Raw genomic sequence first — 17110 nt, 5'->3', positions numbered from 1 at the left:
TTCTAAATAGTGTTAAGTGTTTTGGGGATATGTAAAATAAAGGTGGAACCCATATTTTCCCTACTAGAGAATTTAATGCTTGCCCCCAGGTTTTCAAGATGTTGTTTGGCAATATTCAGTCCAATCCCTGTACCCTGGGTAACTAGGGCATTTTCTGCTCTAAAATACCTGTCAAATATGTGCTTTTGTTCTTCATTAGGAATACCAATTCCCTCATCGATTACTTTAACCACAAATTCTTCTTCTTCTATTTCTACCTTTAATTCGATAATGGAATCCTCCGGAGAATATTTAATGGCATTGTGTATCAAATTGGACAATACCAATTCCAGTGTTTTTTCATCGAATTGGAGAATAATTTCATCAATGTTATCGGGATACTGGATTTTTTGGCCAGATTTGAGTAACATATTTGCGTTGTAGATTACTTCATTAACAATTTTGCTCAATGAAAAGATTTCGATTTTATAATTTACCTTGCCGGATTCCAAACGTTCTACAGAAAGAAAATCATTTAGAATTGTATCTAGATATTTCACTTTATTTTTAATAGTGTTCACGTGTTTATCACGCTTTTCTTGTTGTTCTGTCTCGGTATATTTACCCAACAGCGTAATAGAGGTTAAAATACTGCTCAAAGGGGTTTTGAACTCATGGGATACCAGCGATAAGAATCGTGTTTTTAATTCATTAAGTTCTTTTTCTTTGGCCAAGGCTTCTGTTAACTGTTTAGTTCGCTCTTCTACCTTTTTTTCCAGTTTTTCCGTATAATTTTTACGTTCGGTTATGTCCAAAATAATGGCAATAAAAACCTTTTTCTCTTCCATTAAGGAAAGCTGAAGGTGGACTTCTACGGGATATAAAGTACCATCCTTCCTAAGGTGCTTGGTTTCAAAATCTACCTTGCACATCTCATCTTCCAAGAGTGGCAGTGCCAAAGCCCTAAATTCTGAAAGGTTGAGTTCAGGTTTTATGTCTAAAGGTGTCATCTCCACCAATTCCTGCATGTTATATCCTAAATTTCGTTGGGCTTCCTTATTTACATTAATAAAACCGAGACTATCAACATCAAATACATAAATTTCATTCAGGGATTCATCAAAGATACGTGCCCAGTGACTCAGTTCTTTCTCTCTTCTTTTACGGTCCGTAATATCAATAATCAGCGCCATGATGTAGGTAGCTCCATAGAGTTCAAAGGGGTTGAGACCTGCCTCAACGGGAAACTCGTGACCATTTTTACGAATACCGTGTAAATCCCTTCCATGTCCCATTTGGCGTTTTTCACCCTTGTCAATAAAATTTTTGACATGGGTGTCGTGATGGTTGTGGTATCTGTTCGGTATTAGGATTTCCAATGGTTTCCCAATGAGTTCATCCTTTCCGTATCCAAACATTTCCTCGGTTGAAGTATTGCTGGCTACAATTGTCTGCTCTTCATTTATGACGATAATACCCTCGGAAACCCCTTCTGAAAGTAGATTAAAAATATTACTGTCTTTCTTGAAAACATGCATAAATCAAATATAAAGATTATAGACTGATTTTTGTCATATGCCAAGTATGCAGCAAATGATACTTTTAAGTGTTTAAAAGGAGGGAAAGGATGAAAAATACAGCTAGAACTATGAACATGCTCTATGAAAGTTTAGGCAAATTGTTTTACGCCGTGGCGATAAGCGATGGTAAGGTTCACGTTAAGGAATGGGATAAATTAAAAGAAATTGTAAAGGAAGATTGGCTGTGTTTAGATGACTTTACGGATAGATATGGCACCGACTCCGCAAACCAAATAGAAATTGTTTTCGATGTACTCATGGAGTATACAAAAAGCAGCGATGAGTGTTTTGACGAATTCAAGGAATTTTATAAAGAACACCCACACGCCTTTACGGAGGAAATAAAGTCTATGGCAAAAAAAACCGCAAGAGCTATCGCTAATTCTTTTTCAGGAAAGAACAAATCAGAATTAATAATATTGGCAAAGTTAGACCTGTTGCTGACATAGATCAAATGGTTTCAGTTCGTGTATAATTGTATCGTGTTTTTAGATTTTAATGGTGAGAACAGGTATATTGGCATGGTTGGCAACATCCTCACCAATACTTCTGCTACCTAATAAAAAATGAGAAATAGGCGTTCTGCCATGTGTGGGCATGGCAAGTAGATCAAAACCGCCTTTTTGGGAATAGTTCAATAATCCTTGCTCAATTGTGTAGTCATCATAAATTACCACTTCTTGTGAGGCATCATTTGCCTTAAAAAAGAAATTTGAGATTTTTTCTTCGATTTCATTCGTGCTCTTAAAACTATTATGTGGAGTGTTGATATAGATAAGTTTTAATTTGGCAGAAAAACTGTCTGTAAATGCCTGAACATTTTTAAAGGCCAAAATTACATCTTCGGAAAAGTCACAAGCAAAAAGCACTTTTTCGATCTTAAATTCTGGATTTGGCATTTTTACTACGAGAACCGGCACGTCTGAAGTACGCACTACCTTTTCGGTATTTGATCCAACCAATACTTCCCTAACCCCACTAGTTCCATGTGAGCCCATGACTATTAGATCAATATTTTGTTCTTGGGCCAACGCGTTGAACTCTTTAAAAATCTTATAGTTTTGAACAATTTCCCTTATTCTAATATTTTTCAAATATGGTTTATCCAAAAAAGGTATGAATCGCTTTTTGGCAAGTTCCATATAATATCTTGCCTCCTCGTATTCCTGTATTTCATTTTTGGACAACACAGCTTCCGAAAGACCCAGCATATGTAATACTACAATTTCAGCCTTTTGCCGTTTTGCAATTAGTGCTGCAATCTCCAAGGCATGAGTTGAGGTTTCGGAAAAATCTACAGGTACCAAAATTCTTTTCATACTAAAAAGCTTTTTTACGTCTACTAAATTTTTCCTTGCGTTTTCTCAATTGCCGCTCTAAATCGCTTACAGTTTCAGCGGCTGACTTTTCAAAATTATTTTCAGCGGATTTTGCAAAAATCCGGGGACCTGGCGCGCTTAGTTGTGTTTCGCAAATTTTATTATTGCCATCGGTGCCTTGACCTAACTTGAAACAAACATCTCCTCGGATTATGAATTGATATTTATGGGCTAGTTTATTTAGGTTTCGGGTTACTATTGCACTTAATGACTCGCTTTCTGGCATGTCTAAGTATTGAATATTTACTATCATAAAAAGTACGTTTTGATTTCAGTTCAAAAGTAAGTTCGCTATTCTTCTTATAAAATGATTTTTATCATTTCAGGCTATACCGCACTACTTTATTTTTGAATAAATTAAAAACTCGAGTTATGAAAAATATACTGTTATTATTTGCTTTTATATGTTTTTTACCCTCAACAATGGTAGGGCAACGGCTTAAGGGGATTGATGAAATAGCCCCTTTTAGTGAGGGATTGGCTGGGGTTCGCCAAGGAAATCAATGGGGTTTTATCAATGCAAAAGGGGCTTTGGTCATCGATTATAGAGATGATGTTTATTGGAACGAGAATGCGGATACATCCCGTTCCGATATTTCTGGAGTGCGTTATCCTGTTTTCCAAGAGGGAAGGTGTTTAATTACTAAGAACGTGGAGGATGGAGTCCCTTTATATGGTTTTATGGACACAAAAGGAAACACGGTAATAGAACCACAATTTTTAAATGTGTATCCGTTTAAGAATGGTTATACTACAGGAGTTTTGTTCGATAAGACTTTAAAGGGGCAAAACGAATTCAAACTTAATATATATGAGTTTAAATTCTTTGATGTGTTACTGGATACCTCCGGTGAAATAGACGAATTTTTAGAACGGCGACAGAACATCCAAATGACCAAAAAACGGTATCAAGTACCTTCAATCGGAGCAAAATATTTAGCGGAGGGCCTTGTAGGGGTACATATTAAGGATCAAGGTTGGGAAATTCGGAAAACAGCTTTAAAAAATTAAAATATAACCTTCTGAAAATAATAAAAACGGTTTATAAAGATTAACAGATTATGGGGCGATTAAACGATAAAGTAGCGATTATTACTGGTGGTGCGGGAGGAATAGGAATGGCAACCGCAAAATTGTTCTTGGACCAAGGTGCCAAGGTTGTTATTGCTGATATTAGCAAAGAAGCACTGGAGCAGGCTAGTATAGAGATAAATCACGAGAACTTGTCGTATTGTGTTGTTGATGTTTCTAAACCTAAGGATAACGAAAAGATGGTTGCCCATACTTTGGAAGTCCATAATAGGATTGATATCTTTTTTGTAAATGCTGGTATAGAGGGAACTTCCATGTCCATTGCAGAATATCCTAATGATATTTTTGATCAGGTTATCGACGTAAACTTAAAAGGGGTTTGGTTGGGCTGCAAATATGTAATTCCTAAAATGAAGGCTGGCGGAAGTGTAATGATTACTTCTTCCGTTGCCGGACTAAAAGGTTTTCCAGGATTAGGTGCCTATGTGGCCACTAAGCATGCTGTAATTGGTATAATGAGGGTGGCGGCTTTGGAGTTTGCTCCAAATAAAATTAGAGTGAATACCATTCATCCTGGTCCGGTAAATAATGAAATGATGAGGAGGATAGAAAAGGATATATCACCTAAAAACCCTCAGGAAGCACTCAAAGGTTTTGAAGCTGCCGTTCCTTTTGGTCGCTACGTAGAGTCAAGGGAAATTGCCGATATGGCCCTGTTCTTAGCTTCCGATGACAGTAAAATGATCACTGGTTGTATTCATGTGGTGGACGGGGGGATGCTGGTCAACTAAAACTAATTATGAATATATAAAATCATGGAAAACAAAAGAGAGGATAAGCGTGTCTTGGCCATTGGAGGAATGACCATGGTTGGTGTGGAGTAGGGTTGCCTTTTTACAAGCCTCGCCATTGATAATGGTTGCCAGCATATTATCTGGCATAGGTTTGGGGCTTATTATAATTGCAATTGTTTCCTTAAAAATGGAGAAAAGAATTAATTGTTAGACAAATTTGAATGTAAAAAAATTTCAATTATGAGGGCATTTTGGATTATTGGATTGCTTATGATTATAGTTTTTAGCTGTAAGGAAGAACCGAAGGCTAACATGCCCACTCCCGGAGAAACCATTCAAGAATCACCTAAGATTAAACAATTATCTGCAGTACAAAAGGAAATACTAAAGTTTGCCGATTCTACTTTTTCAGATAGTGTGGATATGAACAAAATAATTGCTTTTAAGAAGATTGATACCCAGGGAATTATAACAGATATTGACATGAACGAGGGTGTTCGTCTATTTAAAGAGTTGAAAAAATCCAATACTGTTGATGCTTTGCCCATATTTGAAGTTATAAATACGAATACCGCTATTTTGCCAATAAATGGAAGGGGATTTGGCGGTGCTATCTGGGCCAAGGTATTGGTTAATATAAAGACCTTGGAAATCAAAAAAATTGAATTTGACCATAAGGCTGAAACATATGGTTATGGGTCGGCAACGACGCAAAAGTCTTTTGAAAATCAGTTTGTGGGAACAAAAATAGATTTGGATAAGCATTTCTTTGCTCTTCAACAAAACATGGAGAAAAGAATGGATGATGGGGTGTTTATAGATGGTATCTCCGGGGCTACCGTGACTAGTGGTGCTGCAGTTCAGATGGTTAATTTAGGACTTCAAAAATATAAAGGGTATTTAAATCCTTGACATATGAAATCTAAAACACAATTGTTCGTGGAACTTTGGACCGAAGCCAGAACTCGGTTTACTAAGCAAATTGAAATTCTCAGGGAAGAAGACCTAAAAAAGAAGCTCCCGCCTTCAGTGAATAGTGTTGGTTTTCTGATTAGGCATATTGGTGACGTAGAATTGCTCTTTGCAAAGAATGTTTTTGGTGCGTCTGGAGTAAAGGTCATTGCTAAAACGGTAATTGCCTCAACCGATACGGGTGAATGGACCAACCTTTCCGAACTTAAAGACTATGTATCGTATTCGTTTAACACCCTTAAAGCTATTGTGGAACAGCAAACGGTAATGGATTGGGAAACACTTGTTACGACCAAAGAATTTGGGACCAAGACGAAAGCAGAAGCTTTTGGGAGAATCGTCTCACATACCAACCATCATGCAGGTCAGATGGCAATTTTAATTAAATATGGGAAATAGATCTATGAGAATTTTATTGTCTTTTGATCCCCAAAGTTCTAAAGGCCTTATCACTTTTAAAGTAAGTAGCATTTCCATTTCTGAAAGAAAAATAGGGCTATTATTAACTGGTAATTAAAAAATAACATCTATCCAAGTAATGTTAGTCGTTTGGGCTTCATTTAGACATTATTCAGATTTTGAATTACCTGTTTAAGTTTTGTCCTTACGTTTTCAGCTATTTCGATTAGCGCATTGTTTTTTATAGCTTGCATGGATGCGGCTGGATCTACCGCTGCGATTTCAATGTTTCCTTCCTCTTTCTCCTGAACGATTACATTGCAAGGTAGCATGGTACCAATTTTGTTTTCTACCTGAAGTGCCTGATAGGCCATGGATGGATTGCAGGCCCCTAGAATTTTATAGTCTTTAATATCAACATCCAGTTTTTGCTTCAAGGTGTTTTTCATATCTATTTCAGTCAAAACACCAAAACCTTCTTTTTTCAAGGCCTCTTTTGTTTTTGAGATTGCTTCTTCAAACGTCACGTTTTTTAATTGGGTAGAAAAATAATAGTCCATTGATTTAGTGTTTTAATGATATGATTTGTTTAAAAGGAATCGTATAAAATACATGTATATTAGCGATTTCTCGGGTCAAGTTACTGATTGTATGGTTTTTAACTAATGATTTATATCATACCTGATTATCAAAGAAATTAAGTAGGATGAGGTTTTAAGTTTACTAGTACGAGTTGCGATACCAAGTCGTGTTCCTATACTCTTTGTTTTTGGAGACTGTCTCCCTGTTCTTCACGATGAGGAAATTTTCATCTATCTGTCTACTTCTATAACCCATTAAATGAAAGAGTTTTTTTGCTAAGAATTTCGCTATCCTTAAATCTACCCTTAATGCATCTTTCTGGTCTGATATCCATGAAACCCCTGGAAGTAGGACAAGCATACGATCAACATGCAATGTTCTAAATAATGAAGAAAGGGAAAGAAAGATTGAAGGTATGTATTTTATGATAAAAAAGCCATCTTCGCCCTTTTTCTGGTATAAGGGCATGAAAATATTTCCCTTCATGGATGTAAATATAGGTGCCGAATTACTGGTAGCTATTTGTTGCCCTTTTTTTACCGGCTCAAAATTTGTAAACCCCGGTTTTGTATAGAAATCTTCCCGATGTCCTATTTTGTAATGGTATACAATTTCATACGCATGGTTTAAATCTTTGGTTGAACTGAAAAGAGTAGAATAATAAGTATTATAATCTATGTCTGTTTTACCGATGACACCGCTGTAGATTAATGTAAGGTATACAAAAGCGGTATGTTTTTCTATGGAAGAAAGGGCATCATGTTGTCCAGATTCAAACCCAAAGGCTACGTAGCCAAGTTGATTGATGTAATTTAATAGGGTGCCCTCCAGATATTCCTCAATCCCTAAAAGTAAGGGTACCGGATATTGTTGCGTGAATTTCCTGTTCAATAGTGTATCGTTAACTGTAATGAAGGGTTTTGTTGGGCTTGAAGTGGTATGTAAATCAACAAAATAAAAAGGTCCTTTGTCTTCTTTTAGAATTTGGGAAATAATTCTGTAAAGTTCGTATTGTTCGTGATCTTCTTCATTTTTAGTTATTTTCTGCTTTTCTAAGAGTGATTTAACCCTATCATTTTTCCACATACGGTTCAGGTCTTCCTTGTGATAACGTATCCCTTGCTCAAGGGCGGAAACATTGCCGGCAATAGCATATATGTTTCCATGAACAGTAATGTTCTTTGATTTAATATCATCAAAAGCCTTTAATAAAGCGAAAATACCAGAGGGTTCGTTACCGTGAATTCCAGCGGTGAAGATTATCGTGGGCCCTGCTGTACCTCCTTTGATTTGTCCAAGGATGCGATCTATTTCGATTGATTGATCAAGTGCCTTGCTATAAACTTTTACCATTTTATATTTCCCTCATATCTTTTAGGGTTATAATACCAACAAGGTTGCTTTTACTCACGACGGGTAGGCATCCGATATGATTTTTTTCCATTAGTTCATAAACGGTCTCCAAATTGGTTTCGGGCTTTACCGAGATTACTTCCTTTACCATGAGGTCCCCTACTTTGGTTGCTGTAAAATCCGATTGCTCTTTTAGGTATTCTGTCATATGGCTCCAAGTCAAGAGGCCGCAAAGCTCATTATCGTCGTTCAATACTGGAACATGATGAATATTTTTCCAATTCATAATGCTAGTGGCCATATCTGCCATATCGTTTTCATTGACAGTGAGCAATTGGGTAGACATGATGTGTTTTGCCAATGCGGCATTGGATCGAACCTTGAACTCTTTTGGAATCATGGGCCATTCTGAAACTGGAGCTGATGTTTGCTGGTTTTCATAAATTGCTCCAGTAAGAGCAGTTACGGCATCGTCCTGTTTCATGTTCTTTTTGAGTTGACGGTAATTTAAAATGCTCCACCTTGCGCCATTAATACCTTTGGCCCTTTTCTCAATGACTTCCAGATAACGATGGATATCATTAGGGTCAATAGCGCATTTTTTTAATCCTTCATAGGCTAAAGGGAGTAATTCCTTAGTAACTAAATCTCTGGTGGATATACCAGTACCTTTCCATAACATTATACTTTCGGCACCATTTCTGGCCGCCTTAATAAAGTTATCTTTAGCGTCCCGAAAATCCATGACTTTTGCTATGTCGTCAAACTCAGCGGGTCTGGATTTCATTAGTCCAACCCAAAATGCAAAATTGGCCATTTCATCCAAAACTGTAGGACCTGATGGGAGGTATCTGTTTTCGATTCGAATATGGGCATTCTCTTTAGTTGCACCGTAACAAGGACGGTTCCAGCGATAAATGGTTCCATTGTGCAGATTGAGGGCATTCAGTTTTGGAATATTACCTTTTTTAAGTTCTAGCAGCGAATCTTTTTCCACATTATCGGACAACATTACCTCATATTGAGCGATGTCCTCCTTATAAATATCGATAATAGACCCTGATGCCCATTCATTTCCGAAGGTAACTCTGGCTAGTTTGTCTTGCAGGGAATAGGAGGAACTTCTTGTGTCTATACTCTGTTGAAACAAGGCTATCCGAGTCTCGCTCCAAAGTTCACGTCCCATCAATAATGGAGAGTTTGTGGCTATCCCAAGTACTGGACCTGAAATTGCCTGCGCCCAATTATAGCTAGATACAAAATCATCTGGAGTAATCTGGAGATGCATTTGAAAACTGGTGTTACAAGCCTCAAATAAAACTGAATCATGGTGAATTGACAGTTCGTCCACTCCGCGAATATGCATTTCAAAATCTTTCTTACGTAACAATTTTACAGCATTGTTCAAGAGTTCGTAACGGATGTTTGGTGTCATGAACTCCATGGAAAGCTCTTGTGTGGTAATTGTTGGCAGTATTCCCGTTAATATAATTTTGTTATCATATTTGCTAGCGGTCAACATTGCTTTGTTAAGAAAAAACCTCAGTTTTTTTTCCATCACTGAGAAACACTTCTCCTTTAACTCTTCAGGATCCAAGTTGATCTCAATATTATAACGTGCAATTTCGTTCGTAAAATGGGAGTCGTTAACAGCTTTTAGAATTCTTATCGCGTCTTGGGTGGGACGCCAGTTTTCATCAACCAAACAAAACTCCTGTTCAGAACCAATATGCATAACCTCACTTTCAATCATACCTTCTTTTAGCATGATTTTTAATGCCTGAATATCGTTCAGCAGATTTTTAATGAACCTTGCTCTAGAATTTTTATCAATTTTATCTACTTGGTTGGTTCCCATGGTAGTTTTTTTAATTTACTTTGCTTTAGACGTTGATTTTAATTTTTTGGGATGTACTTGAATTGGAGCTTATCCAATCGTTTAATTCCTCCACGTCTTTTCTTTTACATAGCTGGGTGCCTGATGTCATGGTGGCCGCCGTTCCACAAGCAACCCCATATTTAGCCATTTCTTGTAATGATTTTCCCTGGGCAAGGGCAAGCACCATTCCTGCGACCATACTATCACCAGCACCAATGGTACTTTTTTGGCACACAATAGGTGCAGAAATATAATCAACGGATTGAGCAGTAAGCATTACTGCCCCTTGAGGTCCTAATGAAACCACTAATACCTCACAAGGATTATTTTTTAAAAAAGTTTGAGCAATAGATTCCAGTTCCAAAAAAGAGATTGTTTTTACACCGCAGAGCGTAGCGAGTTCGCCTAGATTGGGCTTTAATAAATAGACTCCGGTCCGTGCGCCTTTCAATAAGGCTTCCCCCGAGGTGTCGAGTATATATTTCACATTTTTATCTCCGGCAATTTTAGATATTCTGGCAAAAAAGTCAGTTGGCATTCCGGGACATAGGCTTCCACTGGCCACCAAGATATCGCCTTCTGTGAGTACGGCTTCCAGTTGTTCCAAAGTCTTTTTCCATTCTTGTTCTTTGATCATGGGTCCGGGCATCCCAAATCGGTATTGTTCTTTATTTTTAGTGTCTGTAACCGCAATGTTTTCACGCACCCATCCTTCTATGGGAACTACTAGTTGCGGAATACCAAAATCAACCAACATATCGTTTAAGTGGCTTCCCGTTGGCCCTCCTGCCATATACATGCATAAGGATGTCCCACCCAGTTCATGCAGCACGCGCGAAACGTTTATGCCGCCACCGCCAGCCTCATAGACGGGACTGCTACATCTTAATTTACTATTGGGTTTTATTCCCGCTACCGTAGTGCTTTTGTCAATGGCCGGGTTGACCGTTAATGTAATTATCCTATTCATATTATGGGACTTTTTACCTGTGTTTCCTCAAATATAATAGTATGGCAAGTGGTCTCATATGACCAATGTCATTGTTGAAAAAGTACCTCTAGAATACTTTCGCTTAAAATCAAAAGAATATGAAGGGTGTTTTAAAATTGGGGAGTATTTCTGGGATTAAGATAGAAGTACATTGGACGTTTACCCTATTGCTGTTTTGGGTCGCTTTCCTGGAGATACAGCGAGGGTCTAATTTGGATAGAATACTACTTAATGAAGCCCTAATTTTGGTCTTGTTCATATGTGTAGTACTTCACGAATTAGGTCATGCGCTAACCGCAAAAAGATTCAATATCAACACCCAAAAAATAACACTTTTACCTATTGGTGGAGTAGCCATGTTGGAAAAGATGCCAGAAAAACCTAGACAGGAACTATTGGTTGCCCTTGCCGGACCTGCCGTTAATGTGGTTATTGCCATCCTACTTGTTTTGGTAGTTCCTGTAAAAAGCTATTTTGACTTTGATGCCATCGTATTGGAGGAAGTTTTGTACCAACCCACGTTCCAAAACTTTTTGTTCTATCTTTTCATAGCCAATATAATGTTGGTGGTTTTTAATCTAATTCCTGCCTTTCCTATGGATGGTGGTAGGGTATTAAGAGCCTTGTTGTCCTTTAAATTAGGTCGTGTCGAGGCTACTGGAATAGCCTCTTCTATTGGTCAGGGCCTAGCGATTCTATTTTTCATTCTCGGACTTTTATTCAATCCATTTTTAATTCTGATTGCCTTTTTTATCTTTTTTGGAGCTTATGGCGAGAACCAAATGGTAAAACAAAATTCCCTATTGGAAGGTCATATGGTCAGGGAAGCGACCTTGACGAATATCACGTTGTTAAGTCCTATCCATACAATAAAGGACGTGATGGACATTACCCTTGCGGGAACCGAAAAGGATTTTGTTGTTATAGAGAAGGATGAAATTGTTGGCATTGTTACCCAAAAACATGTCCTAAAACATGCAAGCACACCATTGCTTGTGGTGAAGGATGTAATGGATAAAGATTTTAAGACCGTGGATGCATCAATGGAAATATTAAAAGTGATGGAACTGTTCGCAAAAGAAAAGAAAAGTTTTTTCCCTGTTATGGAAGAGGGTACGTTGGCAGGTGTCATTGATAGGACCAATATTGGAGAGTATATCCTATTCAAATCTGTACCTTTAAAGTAAAATTTTTAAACTATGACCGTCCATCACTTTGGCAAGGAAGACTCGCTTTTGAATAAATTTATTGCGGAAATCAGGGATGCTGATATCCAAAGGGATTCCATGCGATTTCGTCGCAACATAGAGCGGATTGGGGAAATCCTAAGTTATGAGTTGAGTAAAAATTTGAATTATACGAATACTACGGTAAAAACACCTTTTGGTGGTAAGGAAATATCCTTACCAAAGAATAATCTAGTATTATGTTCAGTGCTACGGGCAGGTTTGCCTCTTCATCAAGGTATGTTGAATTATTTTGATAGTGCCGAGAATGCCTTTATATCGGCCTATCGACATCATAGGGGTGATGAAGATGCTTTTGAAGTTATTGTGAAGTACTTCGCCGCTCCTTCTTTGTCCGGTAAAACCTTGGTACTTACCGATCCTATGTTGGCTACTGGGAAGACACTGGAAAATGTTCTTGATGCGCTGAAGGGTCATGGAAAACCAGAGCAGATTCATATTCTTTCCGTAATAGGTTCAAAATCTGGAATTGAACATATTAAAAGGGTTTTTCCTGAAAACACGCATTTATGGATTGCTGCCATTGATGAAAAATTGAACAGTAAGGGGTACATTATTCCCGGAATCGGAGATGCAGGGGATTTGGCTTTTGGGGTGAAACTGTAACTCTTTTATTATTCTTGTATCAATTTAGTCGTTTGCCCCATTTAACCAATTCGTACCAGATTACCGCTCCAAATCCCGAAAGTACACTTATCAATAATAGCTTTGGAGTTAGCATTTCAAATTCAAAAAAATGGGTAAATGCAGGAATGTAAAGTAACAATGCTACTATGACAATGGTAATACCAATAATCAGCGGCACCAAATTATTTTTGTACTTCAACGTTGTAAGTATTGAAAAGTAAAAGGAACGATTGACAAGAGTGAGAAAGATATTGGCTGCAATAAGTACAATAAAAACCATAGTTCTGGTAGTAGATTCGTTTAAGCCTTCCGCCACGGCATATTGATACACGAGGAGAGCCCCAAGGGTGATGGCGAGTCCTTGTATTATACTTGTTACCAATTCCCTAAACTTAAAAAAGGTAGTAGTAAATGGCCTGGGTTTCTGAACCATGGTGTTTTTTTCCATAGGTTCATTTTCATAGATAATGGAACATGTGGGTCCCATGATTAACTCCAATAAAATAACATGCGAGGGCGAAAATATAGTTGGGTATAGCCACCCAAGAGCCAAAGGAATAAATACGGTCAATATAATAGGGATATGAATGGATATCACATATTGAATTGCTTTTTTAAGATTCGTGTAAATTTTTCTTCCGATGGCAATGGCATCCACTAATTTGGATAGGTCATCATCCACAAGAATCAAAGAAGCGGCCTGTTTGGCAATTTCCGTCCCTTTTTTTCCCATAGCTATCCCAAAATGGGAAGCTTTAAGAGCTGGGCCATCATTAACCCCATCACCGATCATAGCCACTACCTCATTATTTGCTTTTATGGCATTGATAATTCGGAGCTTGGCATCGGGAAACATACGCGTATAGACCTGGGTTGTTTTTACTTTTTCCCTTAATTCAACATTGTTTAATCGCATTAGTTCATCGCCCGTCATACATCGGTCATATCCTACAAAATTAATCTCTTTGGCAATGGCAATTGCAGTTTCCGAATTGTCTCCAGTAACCAATTTTACATCAATTCCAGCCTTATCAAAGGATGCCAATACCTTGGGTATGTTTTCTTTTGGGGGGTCATAGAAAGCTACAATTCCCTTAAAATCGAATTTGAACTCTTGTTGCCTTTCGGGAAATTCAATACCTTTAAATTGGGCTTGCCCAACCCCCAATAACCTATAACCCTCTTTACCCAAAGATTTTATGGTTTCCTCTATTTGTGATTTCTCAAGGGTTGTTAAGTTCGAAATTTCAAAAAAAGCTTCGGGAGCTCCCTTGGCGGCAATGACCCTATGGCCATTTTTATTTTGGAAAAGATGCGTCATCATTGGAGGTTTTCCGCCGATGGGGTATTCATGCACCATATGATAATTTGGTCGTTCATCGCCATCTATTAATTGACCATAGGCGGAATGAAGTGCAACTTCCATGGGGTCGAATGGAATAGGTTCGCTGGCCCACATGGCCAAGGTAATCAGTTCTTTCTCAGCTTGGCCCAATTCATTTTGGGGAATTGTGGTCTCTCCGGTCTGTAATACAAAAAGTTTTGCCAAACTCATTTTGTTCTGGGTAAGGGTACCGGTTTTGTCCGCACAGATTACCGTAGCGCTGCCCAAAGTTTCCACAGTTTTTATTTGTTTCACCAATACCCCCATTTTCATTAATCGCCAGGTACCGAGGGCCATAAATGTGGTAAAGGCTACTGGTATTTCCTCAGGCAGAATACTCATTGCAATGGTAAGTGCCTTGAGTAAACTGTCTAGTAGATCAAAGGATTTATAATAGTTCATTCCCCAGACTAGCAGAAATGCCACCACACCCCAAATAGACATTTTTTTGACAAAATTGCCTATCTGTTTTTCCAAGGGAGTTTTCTCTTCTTGAATAGCCTCCAGACTTTTCCCTATTTTTCCCAGTTCAGTGTTATTGCCAACAGCGGTAACTGTGGCAATTGCCAAGCCGCTTGCTACTGTAGTACCGCTAAAAATTGAATTGTTATCCTTTTCGGAATCCTTGAAAACCGAAAAGGATTCTCCTGTTAAAATAGATTCACTGACAGAAAAATCGTTAGAATGGATAATGATACCATCAGCAGGGATTACGGTACCCTCCTCGACCATAAGACTATCGCCTATAACAACCTGATTGCTTGGGATTCCAATGACCTCTCCTTCCCTTATGACAGTGCAATTGGGCTGTGTAAGTGCTTTCAGTTTTTCAAGTGCCTTACGGCTTCTAGAATCTTGATAAATTGAAATTGAGGCAACCAAAACAATGGCCCCTGCCAAAAATATACCGTCCCCTACATTCCCACTAATAAAATAGATGGATGACGCTACCAAAAGCAAGATGACCATAGGTTCCTTGGCCAAACTTTTTAATGCATCAAGAAAACCGTTTTCACTTCTATAAGTTAATGTATTTGATCCGTGTTTCCTTCTGGACGTTTCAACTTCCTCATTTGTCAATCCTTTTATATCGAAGTTATGTACGGACATAGTGCTTTTTTGTTTTCTCAAAAATAAAGTCAAAAAAAATAGGTGAGACTGACCTACATCATTTCAATAAGTGATTGTCGAGCGTATTTTCGAGTCATAAATTTAATGTATAACCTTAAAATATAAATGTTATGTCACTCGTAAAATTTAAAAGAAGACCCTTTGGAAACCTTATTACCCAAGATTTTTTTGATATGGACGATTTCTTTGATAACCGTAGATGGGTGAGGGATATGATACCGGATCAATTCTGGAACGGTAAAAGATCAGAACCTGCATTGAACATAAAGGAAACCGATGATACGTTCGAAATTGAATTGGCTGCACCCGGGTTTGCCAAAAAAGATTTTGAAGTAACCATTGAAGACGGTTGTTTAAATATCTCTGCTGAAAAGTCCGTTTCAGATGAGGAGAAAGAGGACAATTATACACGGAAAGAATTTAGTTACAACGCTTTCCAGCGCTCTTTACAATTGCCCGAAAGTGTTAAACAAGAAGCTATCAAAGCCAAATACAACGATGGTATCTTAAGTTTTAACCTAGCCAAAAAGGAAGAAGCAAAAAAACTACCGCCTAAAAAAGTACAGATTTCATAAAATAATTTTTTTGATAAGCTTTTATCAATAGTAACCCCCTCCCATATAATCCAATAGTGTCTATTCAAAAGTGGTTTATATGGGATGGGTTACCAATTTCCAATTTTTATCCGTTTGTGTCCTATAAGACTTAGAACATTTTCATATTTTTCTTTTTTTTTCCGGAGAAAAGAAATTTTAATACAATATGGATAGCGGTACAAAGTTTAGAAATACGATTTAGTACCTAGTTCGTTTTAGAACTGTCCATCTTTTCAAGACTTTTATGAATATCGCTATTTATAAGGGCTTCCTTGGCCGATTCGTATCCCAATTCAAAAAGGGTATCCATATTCTTTAGGGAAAACATACTAAAGTCTGCCATGTGCTCTGGCCTAATCAAAACATCACATTCTTCAAACTTAAGAACGGTTTCGTTAGCTACCATTATATGATAGGCACGTTCCAATACATTGTGGGCATGCTTAAGATCAGTCTTCTTCATTTTTTCAAAGGGGTTTACATAGACACCCACAATTTGATCACAATATTTTTTAATGAGATCCACAGGAAAATTGTTTAATGTACCCCCATCCACATAATAACCTTTCTTAAATAGAACTGGCGCAAATAACCCTGGAACGGCGGCCGATGCCAAAACTGGTTTAATAAGTTCTCCATGGTTAAAGACTTTTAGGGTACCGTCCAAAAGATTAGTGGCGGTGACATATAAGGGAATCTCCAATGATGCAAAATTGTCTTCAGGTAAGTAGGACTTTAAATGGTCATAGAATTTCTCAGTATCCACAAACCCTGGTTTGCTTCTTGCATATTTTTTAATACTGAAAATTTGAGTTGTTTTAAAAAAATCCAATATTTCCTCCCAATTGCAACCGCCAGCGTAAAGTGCGCCTACAATGGCACCTGCACTGGTACCAGCAATATGGGATGGACGAATACCAAATTCCTCAAGCGCCTTGATTGCACCAATATGTGCTACACCCCGTATGCCCCCACCTGAAAGTACCAAACCTATATTCATACTCGACTTTTTTTCAAAGCTCGATCAAAAATAATTAGCAAGCTCCTTGGTTAATATGATAATCATCATATTAGGTTTTGGTACCCTCAATATGACTGATGTCATTTCCTGACCTAAATATCTGTAATATATTTATTTAGCAATGTACAGAAAGTTCAGCGCTATTTTTTTCTTTTAGGTAGCGC

18 protein-coding genes are annotated in these 17110 nt (G+C 37.8%); 8 read left to right on the top strand and 10 right to left on the bottom strand.

Features of this window, described 5'->3' with window-relative positions; genetic code table 11:
* Positions 1–2 precede the first annotated feature (2 nt).
* Positions 3–1517 (bottom strand): sensor histidine kinase, encoded by a 1515-nt coding sequence (locus tag PP182_RS10375; RefSeq protein WP_272651175.1) that lies wholly within the window; start codon positions 1515–1517, stop codon positions 3–5.
* An 89-nt stretch (positions 1518–1606) separates the two neighbouring features.
* Between PP182_RS10375 and PP182_RS10370 the strand changes: the two genes are divergently transcribed.
* Positions 1607–2008: a hypothetical protein gene (locus PP182_RS10370; protein WP_272651174.1), complete on the top strand. Its 402-nt coding sequence runs from the start codon at positions 1607–1609 to the stop codon at positions 2006–2008.
* A gap of 39 nt (positions 2009–2047) precedes the next feature.
* Here the strand turns inward: PP182_RS10370 and PP182_RS10365 are convergent, their stop codons facing one another.
* Together PP182_RS10365 and PP182_RS10360 are read right to left on the bottom strand one after the other, a co-directional pair.
* Positions 2048–2878 (bottom strand): universal stress protein, encoded by an 831-nt coding sequence (locus tag PP182_RS10365; protein WP_272651173.1) that lies wholly within the window; start codon positions 2876–2878, stop codon positions 2048–2050.
* A gap of 1 nt (position 2879) precedes the next feature.
* The gene (locus tag PP182_RS10360) at positions 2880–3191 is read right to left on the bottom strand and encodes an HPF/RaiA family ribosome-associated protein (protein WP_272651172.1); all 312 of its coding nucleotides are present in this window, start codon (positions 3189–3191) and stop codon (positions 2880–2882) included.
* A gap of 119 nt (positions 3192–3310) precedes the next feature.
* Between PP182_RS10360 and PP182_RS10355 the strand changes: the two genes are divergently transcribed.
* A complete protein-coding gene (locus tag PP182_RS10355; protein WP_272651171.1) occupies positions 3311–3949 on the top strand; it encodes a WG repeat-containing protein in 639 nt (212 codons plus the stop codon).
* Positions 3950–3999: 50 nt separating this feature from the next.
* Positions 4000–4761, top strand: a complete 762-nt coding sequence (locus PP182_RS10350) for an SDR family NAD(P)-dependent oxidoreductase (RefSeq protein ID WP_272651170.1) — start codon at positions 4000–4002, stop codon at positions 4759–4761.
* A 6-nt stretch (positions 4762–4767) separates the two neighbouring features.
* On the opposite strand, the gene PP182_RS10345 is transcribed toward PP182_RS10350, so the two are convergent.
* The gene (locus PP182_RS10345; RefSeq protein ID WP_272651169.1) at positions 4768–4911 is read right to left on the bottom strand and encodes a hypothetical protein; all 144 of its coding nucleotides are present in this window, start codon (positions 4909–4911) and stop codon (positions 4768–4770) included.
* 93 nt (positions 4912–5004) lie between these two features.
* Here PP182_RS10345 and PP182_RS10340 point away from each other — a divergent pair, with 93 nt between their 5' ends.
* Positions 5005–5676 (top strand): FMN-binding protein, encoded by a 672-nt coding sequence (locus PP182_RS10340; RefSeq protein WP_272651168.1) that lies wholly within the window; start codon positions 5005–5007, stop codon positions 5674–5676.
* Positions 5677–5679: 3 nt separating this feature from the next.
* The gene (locus PP182_RS10335) at positions 5680–6135 is read left to right on the top strand and encodes a DinB family protein (RefSeq protein WP_272651167.1); all 456 of its coding nucleotides are present in this window, start codon (positions 5680–5682) and stop codon (positions 6133–6135) included.
* Positions 6136–6296: 161 nt separating this feature from the next.
* On the opposite strand, the gene PP182_RS10330 is transcribed toward PP182_RS10335, so the two are convergent.
* From PP182_RS10330 to PP182_RS10315, 4 genes are all read right to left on the bottom strand, one after another.
* On the bottom strand, positions 6297–6695 hold the full coding sequence (locus PP182_RS10330; protein WP_272651166.1) for a DUF302 domain-containing protein: 399 nt from the start codon (positions 6693–6695) through the stop codon (positions 6297–6299).
* 163 nt (positions 6696–6858) lie between these two features.
* The gene (locus tag PP182_RS10325) at positions 6859–8070 is read right to left on the bottom strand and encodes a succinylglutamate desuccinylase/aspartoacylase family protein (protein ID WP_272651165.1); all 1212 of its coding nucleotides are present in this window, start codon (positions 8068–8070) and stop codon (positions 6859–6861) included.
* A 1-nt stretch (position 8071) separates the two neighbouring features.
* Complete coding sequence (locus PP182_RS10320) at positions 8072–9928, bottom strand: CBS domain-containing protein (RefSeq protein WP_272651164.1); 1857 nt, start codon at positions 9926–9928, stop codon at positions 8072–8074.
* Between the two features lie 25 nt (positions 9929–9953).
* Positions 9954–10919: a 1-phosphofructokinase family hexose kinase gene (locus tag PP182_RS10315; RefSeq protein ID WP_272651163.1), complete on the bottom strand. Its 966-nt coding sequence runs from the start codon at positions 10917–10919 to the stop codon at positions 9954–9956.
* Positions 10920–11038: 119 nt separating this feature from the next.
* Here PP182_RS10315 and PP182_RS10310 point away from each other — a divergent pair, with 119 nt between their 5' ends.
* Both PP182_RS10310 and upp read left to right on the top strand, forming a co-directional pair.
* Positions 11039–12127, top strand: coding sequence for a site-2 protease family protein (locus tag PP182_RS10310; protein WP_272651162.1), 1089 nt, complete (start codon positions 11039–11041; stop codon positions 12125–12127).
* Between the two features lie 12 nt (positions 12128–12139).
* A complete protein-coding gene (gene upp / locus PP182_RS10305) occupies positions 12140–12793 on the top strand; it encodes a uracil phosphoribosyltransferase (RefSeq protein WP_272651161.1) in 654 nt (217 codons plus the stop codon).
* Positions 12794–12812: 19 nt separating this feature from the next.
* Here upp and PP182_RS10300 read toward each other — a convergent pair whose 3' ends face one another.
* Positions 12813–15308 carry a cation-translocating P-type ATPase gene (locus PP182_RS10300; protein WP_272651160.1) on the bottom strand — a complete coding sequence of 832 codons (2496 nt, stop codon included), beginning with the start codon at positions 15306–15308 and terminating at the stop codon, positions 12813–12815.
* A 131-nt stretch (positions 15309–15439) separates the two neighbouring features.
* Here PP182_RS10300 and PP182_RS10295 point away from each other — a divergent pair, with 131 nt between their 5' ends.
* Complete coding sequence (locus PP182_RS10295) at positions 15440–15904, top strand: Hsp20/alpha crystallin family protein (protein ID WP_272651159.1); 465 nt, start codon at positions 15440–15442, stop codon at positions 15902–15904.
* A 226-nt stretch (positions 15905–16130) separates the two neighbouring features.
* On the opposite strand, the gene PP182_RS10290 is transcribed toward PP182_RS10295, so the two are convergent.
* Positions 16131–16925, bottom strand: coding sequence for a patatin-like phospholipase family protein (locus PP182_RS10290; RefSeq protein ID WP_272651158.1), 795 nt, complete (start codon positions 16923–16925; stop codon positions 16131–16133).
* Between the last annotated feature and the right edge of the window lie 185 nt (positions 16926–17110).

It is taken from the genome of Maribacter sp. PR1 (assembly GCF_028464145.1).
In the GTDB taxonomy this organism is placed as follows: Bacteria; Bacteroidota; Bacteroidia; order Flavobacteriales; family Flavobacteriaceae; genus Maribacter.
The sequence above is the reverse complement of the archived record's forward strand: the minus strand, read 5'-3'. Positions and strand labels throughout refer to the sequence as shown.